A 16,645-nucleotide genomic window follows, 5' to 3' on the forward strand; every position below is an offset into this window, starting at 1 on the left:
GCAGTTCTCACACCTTTCCAGTGCCACATATCAATAAACTCGCCTTCCTGCTTGGTGTATTTACGTGCTGGGTTCTTATCATCACGCCCTGCGTTTTTACCCTTTTTAGCTCTGTGACATGCAGCATTACACCCTTTCTCAGAAAAGCCTTCAGCATTGATGTCCCAATAGACCGCAAATTTATCTTCGTAGTAAGTATTGTCGTGCCCAGTATCATCTTTATTTTTCAACTGCTTCCATGACCCATCCTCTTGTTTAACCCAAGGAAAGCGGTCAATACTTTTGGTCGGGTCGGCATAAGTAAACAAGAAGTAAATGTATTCACTGTCATACATCGACTTCATTTCCACACTGGTTTTTTTAATGCCTTCATAGCCATTATTTGGTTTATACGGTAATTTGTTCACCTTCTGTGTCAGTGGTTTAGCTTGCTCCCAAACGGCATCAACATTGCCATCGATAACTATATTTGAGGTAAGCTTACTGCTCTCTAGTATCTTATCTTTTGCGTGAACAGCACTGACTGGAATGATCGTAAGTACAGCCACGGTTGATAGTGTAATTATTGAGTACTTCATTGTTACTCTCCTAACTTCCATTGATCTGTTTATACAATTAAGCGTAGGAATGAATGAGTTTATTTCAATTGATCGATATCAACTTAAACACAAATAGAAAAATAGGCATATAGAGCTCGATAAATAGGGATTTATTTATTATCAAGAAAAACAAACATCATAAATATCAATAACCTTATCTCAGGTATCAATGATAAAATTACAAATAATAGGGATTAGTACCAACTTCAAGCTCAATTGTTCATTTATCGAAAATTTAAATCGCCCATAATTAGATTCATTACAAATATGGCAATAATAAAGGGACGTTAATCATATATTTATGTTCAACGTCCCTTTTCTTCTATTTTTAACCTTTATGCGCTATTTACTAGCTCTATCATATTTTGGACCTGCTATATCTGAACTCGCATTTGGCTATCTATTCTTTGATGTAAAGATCCTTTGAATAGATTCTCCCTTCTACGTTGTTCTTAGCAAAGCCACCCACACTTGGTCGTACTAGACGAGCCTGCATATAATAGTAGATTGGTGCGATAGGCATATCTTCAGCCAATAACTGTTCTGCTTGGTCATAGAAACCTTGGCGATCTTGTTCACTGGTTGCGGCTAATGCGCTGTCCATTGCTGCGTCGTACTTGTCATTGTTGTAACGCGCAAAGTTACCCGAAGACTCAGAGCGTAGCAGGCTCAAGAAAGTCGATGCTTCATTGTAGTCACCACACCAAGACGCTCGCATCACATCAAAATCACCTTGGCGACGTGATACTAGGTAAGATTTCCACTCTTGGTTTTCTAACTCAACTTGCGCGCCTAAATTGCTTTTCAGCATCGACGCAATAGCCACTGCAATCGACTTGTTCGACTCACTGGTGTTGTAGAGCAATTTGAAATCCAATGGATTAGCCGAATCGTAGCCCGCTTCTTTCAACAGCTCTTTCGCCTTTTGATCGCGTTCCTTTTGAGTCCATTCACTGTATTCAGGCTGAGTCGCATCAAAACCTGCCGTGTATTCATGAGCAAAGGTATAAGCAGGTAGGTTACCCACCTGAGTAACACCATTGATAATCACATCACGCATCATTGAATAAGACACAGCTTTTCGCACTCGCGCGTCATCAAATGGTGGTCGAGTAGTATTGAACGCATAGTAGTAAGTACACAGTAAAGGCACGGTGGTAAACGCATCTTGGTATTTAGTTTTAAGTTGCTGCGCCATGTGAGTTGGCACATCAGATGTGATATCGACCTCGCCCACTGCATAACGGTTAATCGACGCATTCTGATTCTCAAACGGAATGTAAGTCACTTCGGTTAAGTGCGTGTCGGAGCTGTCCCAGTATTTCGGATTCTTCTTCAGTTCAATGCGCTCGTTCACCACCCATTCATCTAACACAAACGCGCCATTACCGACAAATTGCTTAGGATCGCTCCACGGCTTATCGCTGCTTTCTAAGGTTGCTTTGTGTACTGGCATCATGGATGTGTGGCCCGTCATCGCCACAAAGTAAGGTACTTGGCTATCGAGTTCGAACTTCACGGTGTGCTTGTCGACGGCGGAAATGCCTAACTCTTCAACGGGCTTCTTACCTTCAGCCACGTCAGCAATGTTGTTGATTTGAGTAAGCTTGAGATACCACACATTTGGCGAAGCAAGTTTCGGGGCGACTGCACGTCTTATCGCATACACGAAATCATCAGCCGTCACCGGATCGCCATTCGACCATTTAGCATCTTTACGCAGGTGGAATACAAACGTCTGGTTGTCTTCGGTTTCCCAAGATTCCGCCACACCGGGAGTAATGTTGCCATTGCGATCTTGAATCACTAAGCCTTCAAAGAGGTCACGTAGAATGTGCATTTCAGGAAGGCCTTCAGCCTTTGCAGGGTCTAGTGTCGCCGCTTCTGCATCATTCGCGCGCACTAAGTGTTGTTCTTTCGCCAGAGAAGTTCCCGCAGGCAATGTGTCAGCAACGGCAGTTACTGATATAAAAGGGGTCAATAGAGATGAAATGAGTAAAGCCGTTGAATGTTTCTTAAAATCCATATGTTTTTGCTCTCCTAGCCTATCTTTGAAGCAAGTAATAAAATTAACAATGCGACTGTTGACGAGTTTTAACGCTTTAGTTTATTTAAGTAAGTTTGTGTAATCGTTAATACTTGATAGTACTTGATCAATCAGGAGATAAAGGTGAGTTTAATTCCAAGAACGGAAAGAGCTGCATTTTCAATAAAGCCGCTGCCATATGGAAAGTCGGTATTGGGCGCACCCTTGCTCTATTTCCCCGCGCAAGTAGAAAGCGAGTCTCGTGGGCTGATTTTAGCGGGCACACACGGCGATGAAACCGCTTCTATCGCGGGTTTGTCTTGCGCACTAAGAAGCCTACCTGCCGCCAACTTGCGACATGATGTGATCTTGTCGATGAACCCAGACGGTAACCAGCTAGGCACTCGCGCCAACGCCAATCAAGTCGATCTGAACCGCGCATTCCCGACGCAAAACTGGACAGAAAACGGCACCGTCTATCGCTGGAGTTCTCACACCCCAGTCAGAGATGTAAAAGTAAAAACAGGGCAAGCCGATAAGCTGGAACCAGAAGTGGAATCGCTCATCAACCTCATCGAACAGCGCAAACCCAAGTTCGTCATCTCTTTCCACGAACCACTCGCCATGGTCGATGACCCAGCTAAGTCCGAACTCGCCACTTGGCTAGGCAAGCAGTTCAATCTACCGCTCGTTGAAGACGTAGACTACGAAACCCCAGGCTCATTCGGCACATGGTGCCAAGAAAGAAACCTACCGTGTATTACCGTAGAACTACCACCCGTTTCCGCAGATTTAACTATCGAACAATATTTGGAGGCGTTTGTGGCTGTGTTGGGGTTGAGGGCTGAGGGCTGAGGGCTGAGGGCTGAGGGCTGAGGGCTGAGGGCTGAGGGCTGAGGGTTAATGATGATTACGCCACACAACGACTTAAAATGAGGATCCACACATCGCGCACTAAATTTCATTTCCCACTCCCCAATAAACGAAACTTTCTTCACGAAATCAATCAACTGTTCCATAAATGAATCGACCCCCACTGAAAGTCTAGACAAATAAATAGTTCGATTTTAAAAGCTTTGTCGGAATTTTCTGACATTAACTCTGTGGCATTTGATTAGATAATCGGTCCATGAAAAGTAACGATTGTCTGCTTATGAGTAAGACAGGTCTTAAACAACGCATGCTCAATAGAATTACAAAAGAGCGTGTCCTCAGTGGGAAATATTTACATGCGTAAAATGAACAAAATAGCAGCGGCAATAGCTACGGTGATCTTTAGTGGATATCTATACGCTACTGAACCCTATGACAGTTCAAAGTCATATTCAAAGGGCGAGCAAGTCTCTGCGGATGGCAAGCTTTATGAAGCAAAGTGGTGGGCAAACTCAGGGCAGAGTCCAACCGATGAGTATGCAAACGTATGGGATTCACCATGGAAATTACTAGGCGATACTGATCCGGATCCCGACCCAGGCCCAGGCCCAGGGGATGTTATTCCGTTTGTTCCTGGAGAAACAAGTGTAAACAATGGTGATATGGTCTCTTATGAAGGAGAGTGCTATGTTGCGAAAAATAACCCCGGAGTATGGGAAACGCCAAACCCAACCTCATGGTTTTGGGATATGACTGAATGTCCTGATGAAGGGGTTGATCCTCCACCAGTAGATCCTATCGATCCGGAACTTTCAATTACAGCTCCGTCTAATGGCCAAACAGTAAAGACAGGAGAAGCAACGCTCATTACCGTTCAAGCTCAAGGCGAAGCCAATTCTAAGATCGAATTTTGGGTTAACGATAACAAGCTTGCCACTCAACCGATTGGTGAACAGTCAAATTACTCTCACGCTTGGACACCGAGCGTAGAAGGTGATGCGAAAATTAACGTTTTTCTCTTTGACGAAGATAACAATCCGTTGTTAGAACAATCTGTCACCGTCAAAGTAGAGGGAGACGAAGGTGTCGACCCTATAGAGCCAGAACTTTCTATTACTTCACCGACGAACGGCCAAACAGTAAAAACAAATGAAACAACATTAATTACTGTTCAAGCTCAAGGCGAACCAAATTCTAAGATCGAATTTTGGGTCAACAGCGAAAAGATTGGTACACAACCTCTTAGTGAAGAAGCGACATACTCTCAAGCTTGGACACCAATGGTAGATGGCGATACAGCTATCAATGTTTACCTATTGGACGAACAGAATAACCGTTTATTAGATCAATCTATCATTGTCCTCGTTGATTCAGAAGAGGACTATGTTGCACCTGAAGTGAAATTCATCACTCCTAAAACAGGTTCAACATTTAAGAAAGAAGATATCGTTGCGATATCGGTTAGCGCAACGGATGCTGATGACGACTTGACTAAAGTTGTGATTAACGCGAACAACCAAGAAATTTGTTCTTTTGACGCAACAGTAGAAGATCAATTCTTATGTAACTGGGAGGCGTCCCAAACAGGCAATGTGAAACTTGAATCAATCGCAACAGATGCTCAAAACCTATCATCAAAAGCAATGATTCAAATCACAGTGACCGACATTGATCAACCACCCGTACCACCACCTGGCGAGTTATGTAAAGACTTCAATGTATACCCAGACTGGACGCGTGGCGATCATGCAACCAACGGCGACATCATGGTGAACAATAATATTGCTTACTCAGCAAAATATTGGACGCAAACAACACCAGGCAGTGATGATTCTTGGGCCCACCACCTAAACTGTGATGGTACTCCTCCAGGTACAGCACCACTACTTTCACTACCAAACCCTCTGGATCCATTACGACTAGAAGTTGATGGTTGGCCGAACAAATTTGTTGTCGCGAGCCCGTCGACCGAAGCTCCAGCAACATCTATTGTCGATACTATCGATATTGAAGAGCTTTCTGATTACGCAAAACTTACCGATGCCTTCATATCGATGATCGTTGCAGCAGAACAGGCTAATACTTCTTCGATCATCATCAGTAGCAATGTGCTGAGCAGTATTGAAGCAGACCAAGGTGCATCTTTAGAGACTATCGAAGTAAGAGAAGCCCTAACTCAAGCACTTGATAGCACGGGTAATACTATTGATATCCAAGAAATCAACGCGCTTAGCAACGATGTTAAAGGCTGGGCTCAAGCTCAAAACTTGGTTCTGTCTACGTTGGCTCCCAAGGCAACTTTCGGGTGGTCTTTAGAGGTTGGTGATTTTGCTTACGATACACATTCAGGCCGTCAGTCAGTATGGGACGCTGCATCCAATAAAACCGCTGACCTGCTTGATAAGCTTGAACTGTACCAAGTAGAAGCATCAACAAAGGCAGATTTTGTTGTATTCACTAAGTCTGATTCAACAGAAGCTCTATCAAGTGACCAATGGCATAACGCTTTGGAATATGTAAAACAGGTTACTGATTACGTTCAAGCTCCTGCTTTACTCGCTCCAATGCCAACTGATCAAGCATCGACTTACTTCATGGGTAACACCATAGGTGAAAGTAATATCCGAAAAGCTTCGTTTAGCAACGTCTTCGCTATCTTATTTGACAGCGATTCAGCAGACCTAAACACTAAGATTCAACGTTATGAGAGTGCAAAAGTACCTCTTTACTATGACGGTGAAGATGTACATGAAGGTCCGCTAACGATTATTGATAGCCTAAACCGCGAACTGGCTGACGCAGAATATGTGATGGACAACGAGGCATTCTTATTTGAAACGCCTCAGTCACAATGGATTCCATCAACCGTCTACAAATGGGCCGACTTCTTAGATGGCTTGAACGCGATGCATAACATTGGTGTTGCCGGGAATAAGTTCTGGTTACTCGATGAAAATGAGGATGATGCGACCAACAGCAAGTATGCGAAAGTGGCTATTGCCGCATTCTTAGCACAAAGCATGCAAGAGACGATTCGCTACAACGCTTGTGATGAAAACAACTGGTCAGAAACAAGATGGGGAGCTCCAACAGATTACCCTATGGGAGCGAGTTGTGGTCAGCTAGACCAAAAATACGCTGATTATGGTGTAAACCCAATCTCAGGCTTGGATCACGCATATTCTTGCCCTCGTGACGACAGAATGGAAGTGAGCGCTTTAACTCACGCTCAATGGTATGGCGCTCCAGCTCCAGTATTTGCTGCTCCAGATTCTGTGCTTGAAGAACGAGGCCTGCTTGTTAACGGTCATGTTGGTCGCTGGTCGATTAACGGTCACTGTAACGATGTACCAGAAACAGTAGACGGCTCTAAGCAAGTTTGGGAGCGTGACGAGTGTAAAGTTTACGAAGGCCAAAAGGCAGGTAAGTTTATTTGGGACGGCAGCAGCCAAGAAAGTGTTCAAGGCTGTGGTTGGTGGGGTCGTGGTGTAATTCAAACCACAGGTCGCCAAAACTTCGGTACGCTCAACCATTACATGGGTCGTTCACATGTAGACCCAGATACTATTGGTAAAACAGTCGATGGTGTGGTTGTGGAAGCGCCACCAGAGAACCCACTGTACTCTGGCTTAGATTTCTGTTCAAACCCAGGGTTAATTTGTAGCTCTGAAGAAAACCGAGAAATCAAATGGATTGCAGGTCTGTTTTACTGGGTAACCTCTGTACAGGCATACCCTGATGAAAACGGTCAGTACCCTAGTTGGAACTACTACGATGAACTTAAAAACTACGTTGATGGCGGTATGAAAGGCAATCAGTTTATTGATGACGTTTCGGGTATCGTTAACCGTGGCTGTCCTGATCTGACGTGTGATACAGGCCCTGTCCACAATGTAGAAGAACGTCGTACTAACTTTAAGTTAGTGCTAGAAAAACTAGGTCTTAATCCACAATAAGAGATACAAGCCTAATTGATAAAGGCTAGCCAGTGCACTCCGGCTAGCCTTCTTTTTCGACTTTGAATAGATAAAGATAACTGATTAATAACCTTTCAAACCCACCTGAAGCAGCACAAAGATAAACAGATGTGCAACGGTGCAGAGGTTATTTAATAAACACGATTGCGGATTATGGCTATACCCAAAAACACAAAGAAAGCATTTGTTGAGAAAGCGCAACAACGCTGGGAACACAAATACGATTACAGCAAAGTGGACTATGTGAACAGTCGCACCAGCGTCATCATTCATTGCAAGAAACACCGTTTAGATTTTGAACAAACACCAAAAGCGCATTTTGCAGCAAAGCACCACAGCTGCCCTAAGTGCTATAAAGCTCAAGCTGGTATATTTCAAAATAAATGGAGAGAAAAACTGGCCGCGACTAAACGTTTAACTTGCTGCCCCTTTTTACGTTACACAGCTCTTATAAACCAAGTGTTTGTAAAACTGACATAGTGCGAACCAGTCAAACAGATATTTTGGTATATTTAAATAAAGTTTATGTCTGGTTTATTAACGGCTTCTTACGACTTTAAATCGAATGGCACCTTAGCGAGCTAAACCACCTAAGTATTCAACCCTCCCTAAAATAGGAAAAATTAGTGACTCACCGACGTTGAAAACAGGTTGATGATCACCACACCCGACAGAATCAAAGTAATGCCGATGATCGCGAAGATATCGAGTTTTTGCCCGTAGACCAGCCAAGACAAAGCTGCGACTAACACGATCCCTGCCGCACACCAAATCGCATACGCCACACCTAAAGACATGGTTTGCACGGTGAGAGACAACAGATAAAAGACACAGCCGTAGCCGACTAGAACAGCGGCGGTAGCAAGAAGGGAAGTAAATTGCTGCATTTTTGGTAATAGAGAATTTGCGACCACTTCAAGCACGATGGCAAGTGAGAGCATCACCGGTGAAGGGAAAAATAAAAGCATGTTTGAGTCCACTAAGATAAACTGAACGGCAGTTTACGCCCTGTTTGTGTCGGCTTAATGTAACCAGTCATCAGTCAATGTTGCAGCTCTCTTTAGCTTTAATAGTGACTTAGCCGAATCACTCACGGCAAAAATCTGTGTGTTATGATTCAGGCAACTCTGAGTGTCCTTGATATGGAATATAAAAATTAAACTTCGCACCGGAAAAACGACTCTCTTCTACTTCTATACACCAACCTGAACGTTTCACTGCCGCGTGAGTAATTGCAAGACCCAATCCGAAACCTCCCGTCTTTGAAGTTCGACTCTTATCTAATCTCGAGAATGGGACAAAAACTTCTTCTCGTTTGTCTTTGGGAATGCCTTCCCCATCATCCTCAACAGCCATGCAAACTTCATTGGGTTTAACCTCTATAGTCAGTAAAACTCTTTGACTCGCGTACTTAATGGCATTCTTTATCAAATTGTCGACAACTAAACGAGCCATAGTGTGGTCACACAAAATCATCGCTTCATCGACAAAGTTGCACTCTACACTCACCTCACCATGAGGTAATGCCTCGACACGAGATCGAACAAACCCCACGAACTCGAGTTCCATTTTACGAGCTTCGTAGAATGACGACTCTTTAGAAGTTAACCGAGACAGCTTAATAATATCTTCGGTCAAGGTATTAATATCCTCGATATATAGGTCAATATCATCAAGTAACTTAGGATCGATAGAGGGATTTTTTATACGAATAAGATCACTGACCAATTGAATCCTACTCAAAGGAGTACGAACTTCATGAGGAATAGCCTGAGCAAACACCTGACTTTGAACAAGGCGGCTCTCAATTTCATCAGCCATGCGGTTAAAGTTTTTAGCCACATTACCAACAGGGTCAGGCACACTAGGATCGGCTCTCTTCGAAAAATTTCCATCACCAAATTGAGCTTGAGTGCTCTGAAATTCCTGCGCCTGATATTGTAATTGTCTTGTAGGAAGGTAAATGGCAAAAATAAAAATCGGAATAACACCGCATATCAAAGAAAACAAAAACAGAATAGACGTGGTTTTAAACCAAGGGGTTGTATAGGTGAAGTAATCTTTATCTTTGGAAAAAACGAGGTAATCAGAGCTGTTTGGGATCGCCATTACCGCCGTATAGTACTGTTCACGATCGTAAATAACAGAACTATCGATTTGAGTTAGTTCCTGACACGAAGGACAAGGTGGAGAACCGTCCCATTGTCTAATAAGCTCGAGTTCCATTGTATAGGAATGAATTTTATCCTGTAGTTGTAAATCGGCATACAACCCAACACTTTTCTGTTCACTCGCTATATATTTCTCTAAAAATAGATGGCTGTCTCTGAGAAATGACTCTACGTTACTCTTATATAAGTAGCTTTCTCCTACCCCAAAAGTAAAGGTAATAATCAATACAATCGAAACGACAATTCCGATATAGAGCCGACAAAACATACTCGAACATTTGTTAATCATCGACAAGCATATACCCTTTATTTCGAATAGTTCGAATCATGGTTCCAGAACACTTAGCACTCGCTAATTTTTTCCTCAAGCCTGATATTCTCATATCGACTGAACGGTCATTAAAGCCATGTTCCATACCTCGCAACAACTGGCAACATTGCTCCCTGCTTACAATGTTCCCCTTGTTATCTATTAATATTTGTAAAATCTCGAATTGTGCCGCTGTTAATTGAAGGTCTTGACCTTGGCAAGCCACTATTTTTTTAATTTCATCGATTTGAAAAGCATAAGGGAACTTATTCGGCAACGAAAATTCAGGTTTACCACTTCTCAATAACCTTCCTTCCTTACGCCTTAGCAGTGCTTCTATCCGGGCTAAAAGAACATGCCCACGAACCGGTTTCGTCATGTAATCATCAGCGCCAAACCGGAGTAAACTGACTTCGCTCATTTCCTCTTCAGATGCAGTGAGAACTAATATCATCCCTTGATAAAATTGCTTTGCCTTCACGCAAATATCGGCTCCGTTCATCCCAGGAAGCATCAAGTCCAGTAAAACCAAATCGGGGTGTACATCTTGAATCATTTGTATTGCATCAGCACCATCATCAATCGCATGGACCTCATAATCATCGGCCTCTAGATACATCTGTACAAGACGACGAATCTCTAAGTCATCTTCAACGATTAGAATTTTACCTTTACTCAAAATCTCACCTAAATAAATCAAGATTACTTACTAAATATATACCCAGTGATTGTAAATTAAAGCTTCAATAAAAAAGTAAAATGGATACATAACTTACAAAACTCATACCTCAAGATCTCATCATCCCAATAGTTGATGCCATATCCTGTAATAATTTGACTTATTTTCTATTATTTTCAGCTGTATCACTCTAAAGTAATTCAATTCGGAAAATTGCTGTTTAATAGCCTAATAAGTAACCATGGAATTTCACTGTATAAAAGCCCAAATATAATCACCAAAATTTCACTCCTTTCATAACACTCACGCCCCTTACAAAACTTACATCTCTTTATTCGACCGAGCTATAAAACAGATTTAATATACCGTTACTGTCTCATTTTTGGATTTAATGTATGAAAGTAATGCTCACTGCGCTAGCCACCTTATTGACGGTATCTCCTGTCTTAGCTAGCAGTAACATCGTTCACGAACTCACTTACATAGGCTTTGGATATAAACATGCAACTCTTGAGAAAGGGGCATTTGCAGATTATTTGGATAACCAATACTCCAATAATGAAGACAAAGCACTCGGTGGGTTATACCTTAACCTTGGTGTAAATATTACCGAGTCACTATTTATTGAAGGCGATGCTGACTTTGTTACTCGCGTAAGCTCAGAAATTGATACTTGGAAACTTGGGGCGGGGTTTAATGCATCGATCAACGACCATTTTTCGATACCTACTTCATGTGGTGCAGTCAACTATCGAGCAGACAGTGACTACAGTAATTCATACAGCGAACAAGCTGCCTACTGTAAAACCGGAGCTCGCGTTCAAGCAGCAAAACATTGGCTGATCGATCTCTCCTATCAACACGATTTTTTAGACGTAGATAAAGACACGTTCAAAATGAATAACGTGTTTCAATTTGGACGCGTCTTTGGGTTAGTAGCCGGCATCGAAACATCTAAACGCCGGTACTCCGAGAAAGCCTTTAATTTAGGTGTTCAATTCACGATGTAAACCGACTATAGAATTTGACGCATGAGTAGAGCCAATACTCCCATATCGCATACATACGATTACAAAACAGGTTAAGATCCACTATTTTGTCTAAGCTACAATTGGAATATTTAAAATCTTATCCCTTTATCCAGAGAGATCTAATGATTGATTCCAATGAAACCATGCGTAAACAAGTTTTAAGTGCTCTATGCATAACACTGATGGTTATGGCTATTCCCATGTCCATTGGTAACAGCTTTGTATTTCCTAACAAATCTTATGCGTTATCAATAATAGAAGTATTTTATATCTTATTGGGTGGATACACTCTCTATCAAATTCGAGATAACCAAAACGTCACACTGCACTCTCACCTTCACGTCTTCTTCATTGCTGCGGCAATTTGTTTCGCCGAATACGCTAAGCCCATCGAAGAAGGCATCTACATTTGGTCTTGCAGTGTGCCTCTTCTCTTTTATTTACTGTTAGGAAGTCGTAACTCATTCACATACTCGATGGGGCTGTTGTTTATCCAACTCTCGATCTTGTTGCATGAAATAGCCCTCTACAATAAGCACGAATACATACTCTCAGTCGTCAATTTTTTGTGTGTTTACTTGGTAATAACAGCTGTGAGTCGTAAATATGAGAAGGAGCGTGAAGGCTCTAAGCTCTACGCTCGATACCTTGGCAGTCATGACTTACTGACAGGAGCACTGAGCCGTAACTCTTTACTGCAAACACTCAATAATGATTTCAATGATTACAATTCATTCATTATGTTCGATATCGACAACCTAAAAAAGATCAGTAGCAAGTTTGGTTACGCATATTCGGATAAGTTGATTAAAGAAGTCGTTCAAAGAACCTATACCATCATTAATCGGGATTACTTATATTACTTGGGTGAAGGACGGTTCGTTGTACTAATCAAAAGCGATAGATTTAGAGAAAGTGCAGTGAATGAATTCAGTTTGGTCAACGATATTCAACAAACGGTCTCCGCTACTCCTTTCGCCGTCAACGAGCAGAAAATTGCAGTGACACTCAGTTCAGGAATCGCAGAGCTCAGTAAGTTCAATACGATAGAGCATGTATGGTATGAAGCTGAGGGTAACCTAGTGCTAGCTCGAAGCCATGGTTCATCAAGCATTTTTAAGAATCGTACTAGTCTCGTTAACTAGCTTGCGGCACTCTTTCAGGTAAGAACATAGTGAGATACGAGCCTGACATTCGCACCTCACTAATCATTGAGTCCAACCTCCACAGACTAGAAGTTGTATTTTGCACCGATATTGATTGAGCTAATGTCTGAATTCTTAACGCTCACAACTTCATAGGTCGTTTGAGCCGTCAATGGGCCAAAGTGGTAGCCTAGACCGCCGCCATAACCTAGCTCGACCACTGACTCTTCAATTGTGCTGTTGAACTGATTAGTCACGTTTGTCGTTATCTTAGCTGTATAGCTAACATTATGCAGACCAACCTTACCAAGAAGATAGAAATTGTCGCTAACGTAAAATTTAGGGATAGCATTGATACCAATGGAAGTAGCTGACAGGTCAACTTGAGCGTAGCTCCCCTGACCAACGTACTCTCTTTCTACAACGCCCCCCAAATCTTTATACTCGACTTCAGCCGCCAAAGTGAAAACTCTCCCTAACTCAAAATCATATCCGGCACTAACAGCAAAGCCATCATCACTGCTTACTTCTTCTGAATAGGCCACCTTACCGTGCCCTAGCTGAGAATAAGCTGCACCAAGATAAAATCCGTTCGCAAATGTTGAACTAGAAACAGACACAAGCATTAGAGTTAAAAGCGTTTTCTTCATATGAACCTCAAGTTAAAACATCAATTGGAATGCCCTATTCACACAAAAATTTAAAGGGCATTGAAACTTGAAGTAGGTTATCAACTTTCTAAACTGCCATTGGTAAGGCCGTGTAACGAACGTAACAGGAGACATTTACAAATAGCTCTCCCACCTATTCGCACTTCTTTGTACATTTCTCCCAACACCCTACTATTACACATGTGTAATAATCATTTTCCATTTAGGGGGATTATCAAAACCCGCACTCACACCTATACTAGCCACAACAAAACGAGAGAGCGGAAACAATTAAGCTCAACTACTCTTAACGAGTTAACGTTAATTGAACAGTTATCCGCTGTACTGACATATATAGGAAATATCCAATGACAATCGAAATTAAACCTGGTCAAACTCATATTAAATCAAAAGCAATGGTTGCATGGGCAGCTGGTGAACCGCTAAAAATGGAAGAAGTTGATGTACAACTTCCTAAAGCTGGTGAGGTTCTAGTTCGTATCGTTGCTACTGGCGTTTGTCACACTGATGCATTCACTCTTTCAGGTGACGATCCAGAAGGTATCTTCCCTTCAATTCTTGGTCACGAAGGTGGTGGTATCGTTGAAATGATCGGCGAAGGCGTTACAAGTGTTGAAGTTGGCGACCACGTTATCCCACTTTACACAGCTGAGTGTGGCGAATGTAAATTCTGTAAGTCTGGTAAAACTAACCTTTGCCAAGCCGTTCGTGAAACGCAAGGTAAAGGCCTAATGCCAGACGGCACTAGCCGCTTCTCTGTAAATGGCGAAACTATTTTCCATTACATGGGTTGTTCTACTTTCTCTGAGTACACTGTACTTCCTGAAATCTCACTAGCGAAAGTAGCTAAAGACGCACCACTTGAAGAAGTTTGTCTTCTAGGTTGTGGCGTTACAACAGGTATGGGTGCGGTACTTAACACAGCTAAAGTTGAAAAAGGCGACAACGTTGCTGTATTCGGCCTAGGCGGTATCGGTCTATCTGCAATCATTGGTGCTCGCATGGCTGGTGCTGACCGCATCATCGGTGTTGATATCAACGAAAGCAAATTCGAGCTAGCGAAACAACTTGGCGCGACTGACTGCATCAACCCAATGAACTACGACAAACCAATCCAAGACGTTATCGTTGAGATGACAGACGGTGGCGTTGAATACTCATTCGAGTGTATCGGTAACGTTAACGTTATGCGTCAAGCACTTGAGTGCTGCCACAAAGGTTGGGGCGAATCTGTAATCATCGGTGTTGCAGGTGCAGGTCAAGAGATCTCAACTCGTCCGTTCCAACTAGTAACAGGTCGTGTATGGCGTGGATCTGCTTTCGGTGGTGTTAAAGGCCGCTCAGAGCTTCCAGAAATCGTAAACCGTTACATGGCGGGTGAGTTTGGTCTACAAGAGTTCATTACTCACACTATGGGTCTGCAAGATGTAAACGAAGCATTCGACCTAATGCACAAAGGTGAATCTATCCGTACTGTTCTACACATGGATAAATAATACCAATCGTAGTAAATAACTGGTCATTCTAGCTTGTTAAAACACTCGATAACGGCGTTAGAAATTTTGATTGTATAATAACTACTTATCGAAAATTTCTGCCTTGTTCTCAAGCATTTTTCCTGCGCTATTTATGACCATCTACTTACTGTGATTGATATAACTCCCCTTGGTCTCGATACCTCTGTATCGAGACCACAGTTCTGACTTAAACATCAGAGCGAAACTGTCTTCACCACCTCCTGCCCGGTGGGTGGTGAAACCTTTAGCTATAACTTTGGCTTTAGTATTAAACAACCCAAACACATCAATTCCGAAACCATCAACCTAACGGAGCACAATAAATGACAATCGAAAACATTAGCCAAGCAAAGGTTGCTGGTGGTTGGCACAAACAATACACCCACTTTTCAGCAACGCTTGACTGCAACATGCGTTTTGCGATTTTCTTGCCACCAAATGCAAGCAAAGAAAACCCAGTTCCTGTTTTGTATTGGTTATCAGGCTTAACCTGTACCGATGAAAACTTCATGCAAAAAGCCGGCGCTTTCAAAGCCGCGGCAGAGCAAGGCATCGCTATTGTTGCACCTGATACTAGCCCACGTGGCGAAGGCGTTGCCGACAATGAAAGCTACGATCTAGGCCAAGGTGCAGGATTCTACGTGAATGCGACTCAAGCACCGTGGGACAGCCATTACCACATGTACGATTATGTAGTAACAGAGCTCCCAGCGCTGATTGAATCGTTCTTCCCTGTAACATCAGTAAAATCGATTTCTGGTCACAGCATGGGCGGACATGGTGCACTAACGATTGGCATCAAGAACGAAGATAGCTACCGTTCTATCTCTGCATTCAGCCCGATAACGAACCCAATGCAATGCCCTTGGGGACAGAAAGCATTCAACCAATATCTAGGCTTAGATATTGAAGAATGGAAACAGTACGATGCTTCTGAGCTTTTAAAAACCAAAGGCACTAAGCTGCCAATGTTAGTAGACCAAGGCGAAGCTGATAACTTCCTAATTGAGCAGCTAAAGCCTGAACAATTAGTTGAAGCCGCTAAGGTAACGAATGCCGATTTAGAGCTACGTATGCAGCCAGGTTACGACCACAGCTACTACTTTATCTCTAGCTTTATTGATGAGCATATTGAGTTCCACGCTGCTTACCTAAACAAATAGTCACATCTATTTAGCCCACACCTTGCAAAAGCGTGAGGTGTGGGCTTTTTTGTGCCTGCAATATGAGCTAATCCGCGATTAGCATCGAATACCACTTTCAAACACTCTTGCTATACCAACACAAACCATACAACGATAAAGGTACGAATATGAGCTGGTTTTTCTTGATGATGGGCGTAATGGCTGAAGCACTTTCTCACGTTGCACTTAAGGCAACCGATGGTTTTAGTTTGTCTAAACCTGTTCCTGCTTTGCTGGTTATTTCAGGACACTTAGCGGCATTTCTATTTTTGAGCCAAGCCATGAAAGGGATGCCAGTTGGTGTGGTGCACTCTTTATGGGCAGGTTTAGCTATCGTGACAGTGAGCCTGATTTCTACCTTCGTTTACAGCCAACATCTGGACACTAAAGTTTGGATTGGCATGGGGCTTGTTGCCGCAGGCGTCATGTTGATCAACCTATCACAAGGGCACGCTCATTAAT

Annotated in this window: 14 protein-coding genes; 8 read left to right on the forward strand and 6 right to left on the reverse strand. The window is 42.6% G+C overall.

Features of this window, described 5'->3' with window-relative positions:
• Together QQ041_RS18430 and QQ041_RS18435 are read right to left on the reverse strand one after the other, a co-directional pair.
• Positions 1–578: ethylbenzene dehydrogenase-related protein (locus QQ041_RS18430; protein WP_285954731.1), on the reverse strand; the 578-nt coding region annotated here is incomplete at its 3' end.
• Between the two features lie 421 nt (positions 579–999).
• Complete coding sequence (locus QQ041_RS18435; RefSeq protein WP_285954732.1) at positions 1,000–2,625, reverse strand: ABC transporter substrate-binding protein; 1,626 nt, start codon at positions 2,623–2,625, stop codon at positions 1,000–1,002.
• Positions 2,626–2,769: 144 nt separating this feature from the next.
• Between QQ041_RS18435 and mpaA the strand changes: the two genes are divergently transcribed.
• The 3 genes from mpaA to QQ041_RS18450 all read left to right on the forward strand — a co-directional run bounded on the left by mpaA (position 2,770) and on the right by QQ041_RS18450 (position 7,955).
• A complete protein-coding gene (gene mpaA, locus QQ041_RS18440; protein ID WP_285954733.1) occupies positions 2,770–3,480 on the forward strand; it encodes a murein tripeptide amidase MpaA in 711 nt (236 codons plus the stop codon).
• Positions 3,481–3,854: 374 nt separating this feature from the next.
• Positions 3,855–7,454 carry an Ig-like domain-containing protein gene (locus tag QQ041_RS18445; RefSeq protein WP_285954734.1) on the forward strand — a complete coding sequence of 1,200 codons (3,600 nt, stop codon included), beginning with the start codon at positions 3,855–3,857 and terminating at the stop codon, positions 7,452–7,454.
• Between the two features lie 174 nt (positions 7,455–7,628).
• On the forward strand, positions 7,629–7,955 hold the full coding sequence (locus QQ041_RS18450; RefSeq protein WP_285954735.1) for a hypothetical protein: 327 nt from the start codon (positions 7,629–7,631) through the stop codon (positions 7,953–7,955).
• A 143-nt stretch (positions 7,956–8,098) separates the two neighbouring features.
• Here the strand turns inward: QQ041_RS18450 and QQ041_RS18455 are convergent, their stop codons facing one another.
• The 3 genes from QQ041_RS18455 to QQ041_RS18465 all read right to left on the reverse strand — a co-directional run bounded on the left by QQ041_RS18455 (position 8,099) and on the right by QQ041_RS18465 (position 10,635).
• Positions 8,099–8,443: a multidrug efflux SMR transporter gene (locus QQ041_RS18455; protein WP_285954736.1), complete on the reverse strand. Its 345-nt coding sequence runs from the start codon at positions 8,441–8,443 to the stop codon at positions 8,099–8,101.
• 142 nt (positions 8,444–8,585) lie between these two features.
• On the reverse strand, positions 8,586–9,935 hold the full coding sequence (locus QQ041_RS18460; RefSeq protein WP_285954847.1) for an ATP-binding protein: 1,350 nt from the start codon (positions 9,933–9,935) through the stop codon (positions 8,586–8,588).
• Positions 9,928–10,635, reverse strand: a complete 708-nt coding sequence (locus QQ041_RS18465) for a response regulator transcription factor (RefSeq protein WP_285954737.1) — start codon at positions 10,633–10,635, stop codon at positions 9,928–9,930. The genes QQ041_RS18460 and QQ041_RS18465 overlap by 8 nt, the downstream gene beginning before the upstream one ends.
• Positions 10,636–11,030: 395 nt before the next feature.
• On the opposite strand from QQ041_RS18465, the gene QQ041_RS18470 reads away from it, so the two are divergent.
• Entirely contained in the window at positions 11,031–11,645 is a 615-nt protein-coding gene (locus tag QQ041_RS18470) for a hypothetical protein (RefSeq protein ID WP_086714397.1), read from the forward strand.
• Positions 11,646–11,788: 143 nt separating this feature from the next.
• On the forward strand, positions 11,789–12,811 hold the full coding sequence (locus QQ041_RS18475) for a diguanylate cyclase (protein WP_061015592.1): 1,023 nt from the start codon (positions 11,789–11,791) through the stop codon (positions 12,809–12,811).
• 86 nt (positions 12,812–12,897) lie between these two features.
• On the opposite strand, the gene QQ041_RS18480 is transcribed toward QQ041_RS18475, so the two are convergent.
• The gene (locus QQ041_RS18480) at positions 12,898–13,461 is read right to left on the reverse strand and encodes an outer membrane beta-barrel protein (RefSeq protein WP_285954738.1); all 564 of its coding nucleotides are present in this window, start codon (positions 13,459–13,461) and stop codon (positions 12,898–12,900) included.
• Between the two features lie 368 nt (positions 13,462–13,829).
• Between QQ041_RS18480 and QQ041_RS18485 the strand changes: the two genes are divergently transcribed.
• From QQ041_RS18485 to QQ041_RS18495, 3 genes are all read left to right on the forward strand, one after another.
• Positions 13,830–14,978, forward strand: coding sequence for an S-(hydroxymethyl)glutathione dehydrogenase/class III alcohol dehydrogenase (locus QQ041_RS18485; protein ID WP_285954739.1), 1,149 nt, complete (start codon positions 13,830–13,832; stop codon positions 14,976–14,978).
• A 344-nt stretch (positions 14,979–15,322) separates the two neighbouring features.
• Entirely contained in the window at positions 15,323–16,162 is an 840-nt protein-coding gene (gene fghA / locus QQ041_RS18490) for an S-formylglutathione hydrolase (RefSeq protein ID WP_102265547.1), read from the forward strand.
• A gap of 149 nt (positions 16,163–16,311) precedes the next feature.
• Positions 16,312–16,644 carry a multidrug efflux SMR transporter gene (locus tag QQ041_RS18495; RefSeq protein WP_215402852.1) on the forward strand — a complete coding sequence of 111 codons (333 nt, stop codon included), beginning with the start codon at positions 16,312–16,314 and terminating at the stop codon, positions 16,642–16,644.
• Position 16,645: the final 1 nt, after the last annotated feature.

Origin of the sequence: Vibrio sp. TMPB1044, assembly GCF_030442075.1 — a bacterium.
In the GTDB taxonomy this organism is placed as follows: Bacteria; Pseudomonadota; Gammaproteobacteria; order Enterobacterales; family Vibrionaceae; genus Vibrio; species Vibrio satsumensis.

Excerpts from the sequence above, each read along its gene's own strand:
- QQ041_RS18480 (WP_285954738.1), bottom strand. The coding sequence starts at position 13,461 with ATGAAGAAAACGCTTTTAACTCTAATGCTTGTGTCTGTTTCTAGTTCA.
- QQ041_RS18450 (WP_285954735.1), top strand. The coding sequence starts at position 7,629 with ATGGCTATACCCAAAAACACAAAGAAAGCATTTGTTGAGAAAGCGCAA.
- QQ041_RS18455 (WP_285954736.1), bottom strand. The coding sequence starts at position 8,443 with ATGCTTTTATTTTTCCCTTCACCGGTGATGCTCTCACTTGCCATCGTG.
- QQ041_RS18475 (WP_061015592.1), top strand. The coding sequence starts at position 11,789 with ATGATTGATTCCAATGAAACCATGCGTAAACAAGTTTTAAGTGCTCTA.
- QQ041_RS18485 (WP_285954739.1), top strand. The coding sequence starts at position 13,830 with ATGACAATCGAAATTAAACCTGGTCAAACTCATATTAAATCAAAAGCA.
- QQ041_RS18470 (WP_086714397.1), top strand. The coding sequence starts at position 11,031 with ATGAAAGTAATGCTCACTGCGCTAGCCACCTTATTGACGGTATCTCCT.
- QQ041_RS18495 (WP_215402852.1), top strand. The coding sequence starts at position 16,312 with ATGAGCTGGTTTTTCTTGATGATGGGCGTAATGGCTGAAGCACTTTCT.
- QQ041_RS18460 (WP_285954847.1), bottom strand. The coding sequence starts at position 9,935 with ATGATTAACAAATGTTCGAGTATGTTTTGTCGGCTCTATATCGGAATT.
- QQ041_RS18435 (WP_285954732.1), bottom strand. The coding sequence starts at position 2,625 with ATGGATTTTAAGAAACATTCAACGGCTTTACTCATTTCATCTCTATTG.
- QQ041_RS18445 (WP_285954734.1), top strand. The coding sequence starts at position 3,855 with ATGCGTAAAATGAACAAAATAGCAGCGGCAATAGCTACGGTGATCTTT.
- fghA (WP_102265547.1), top strand. The coding sequence starts at position 15,323 with ATGACAATCGAAAACATTAGCCAAGCAAAGGTTGCTGGTGGTTGGCAC.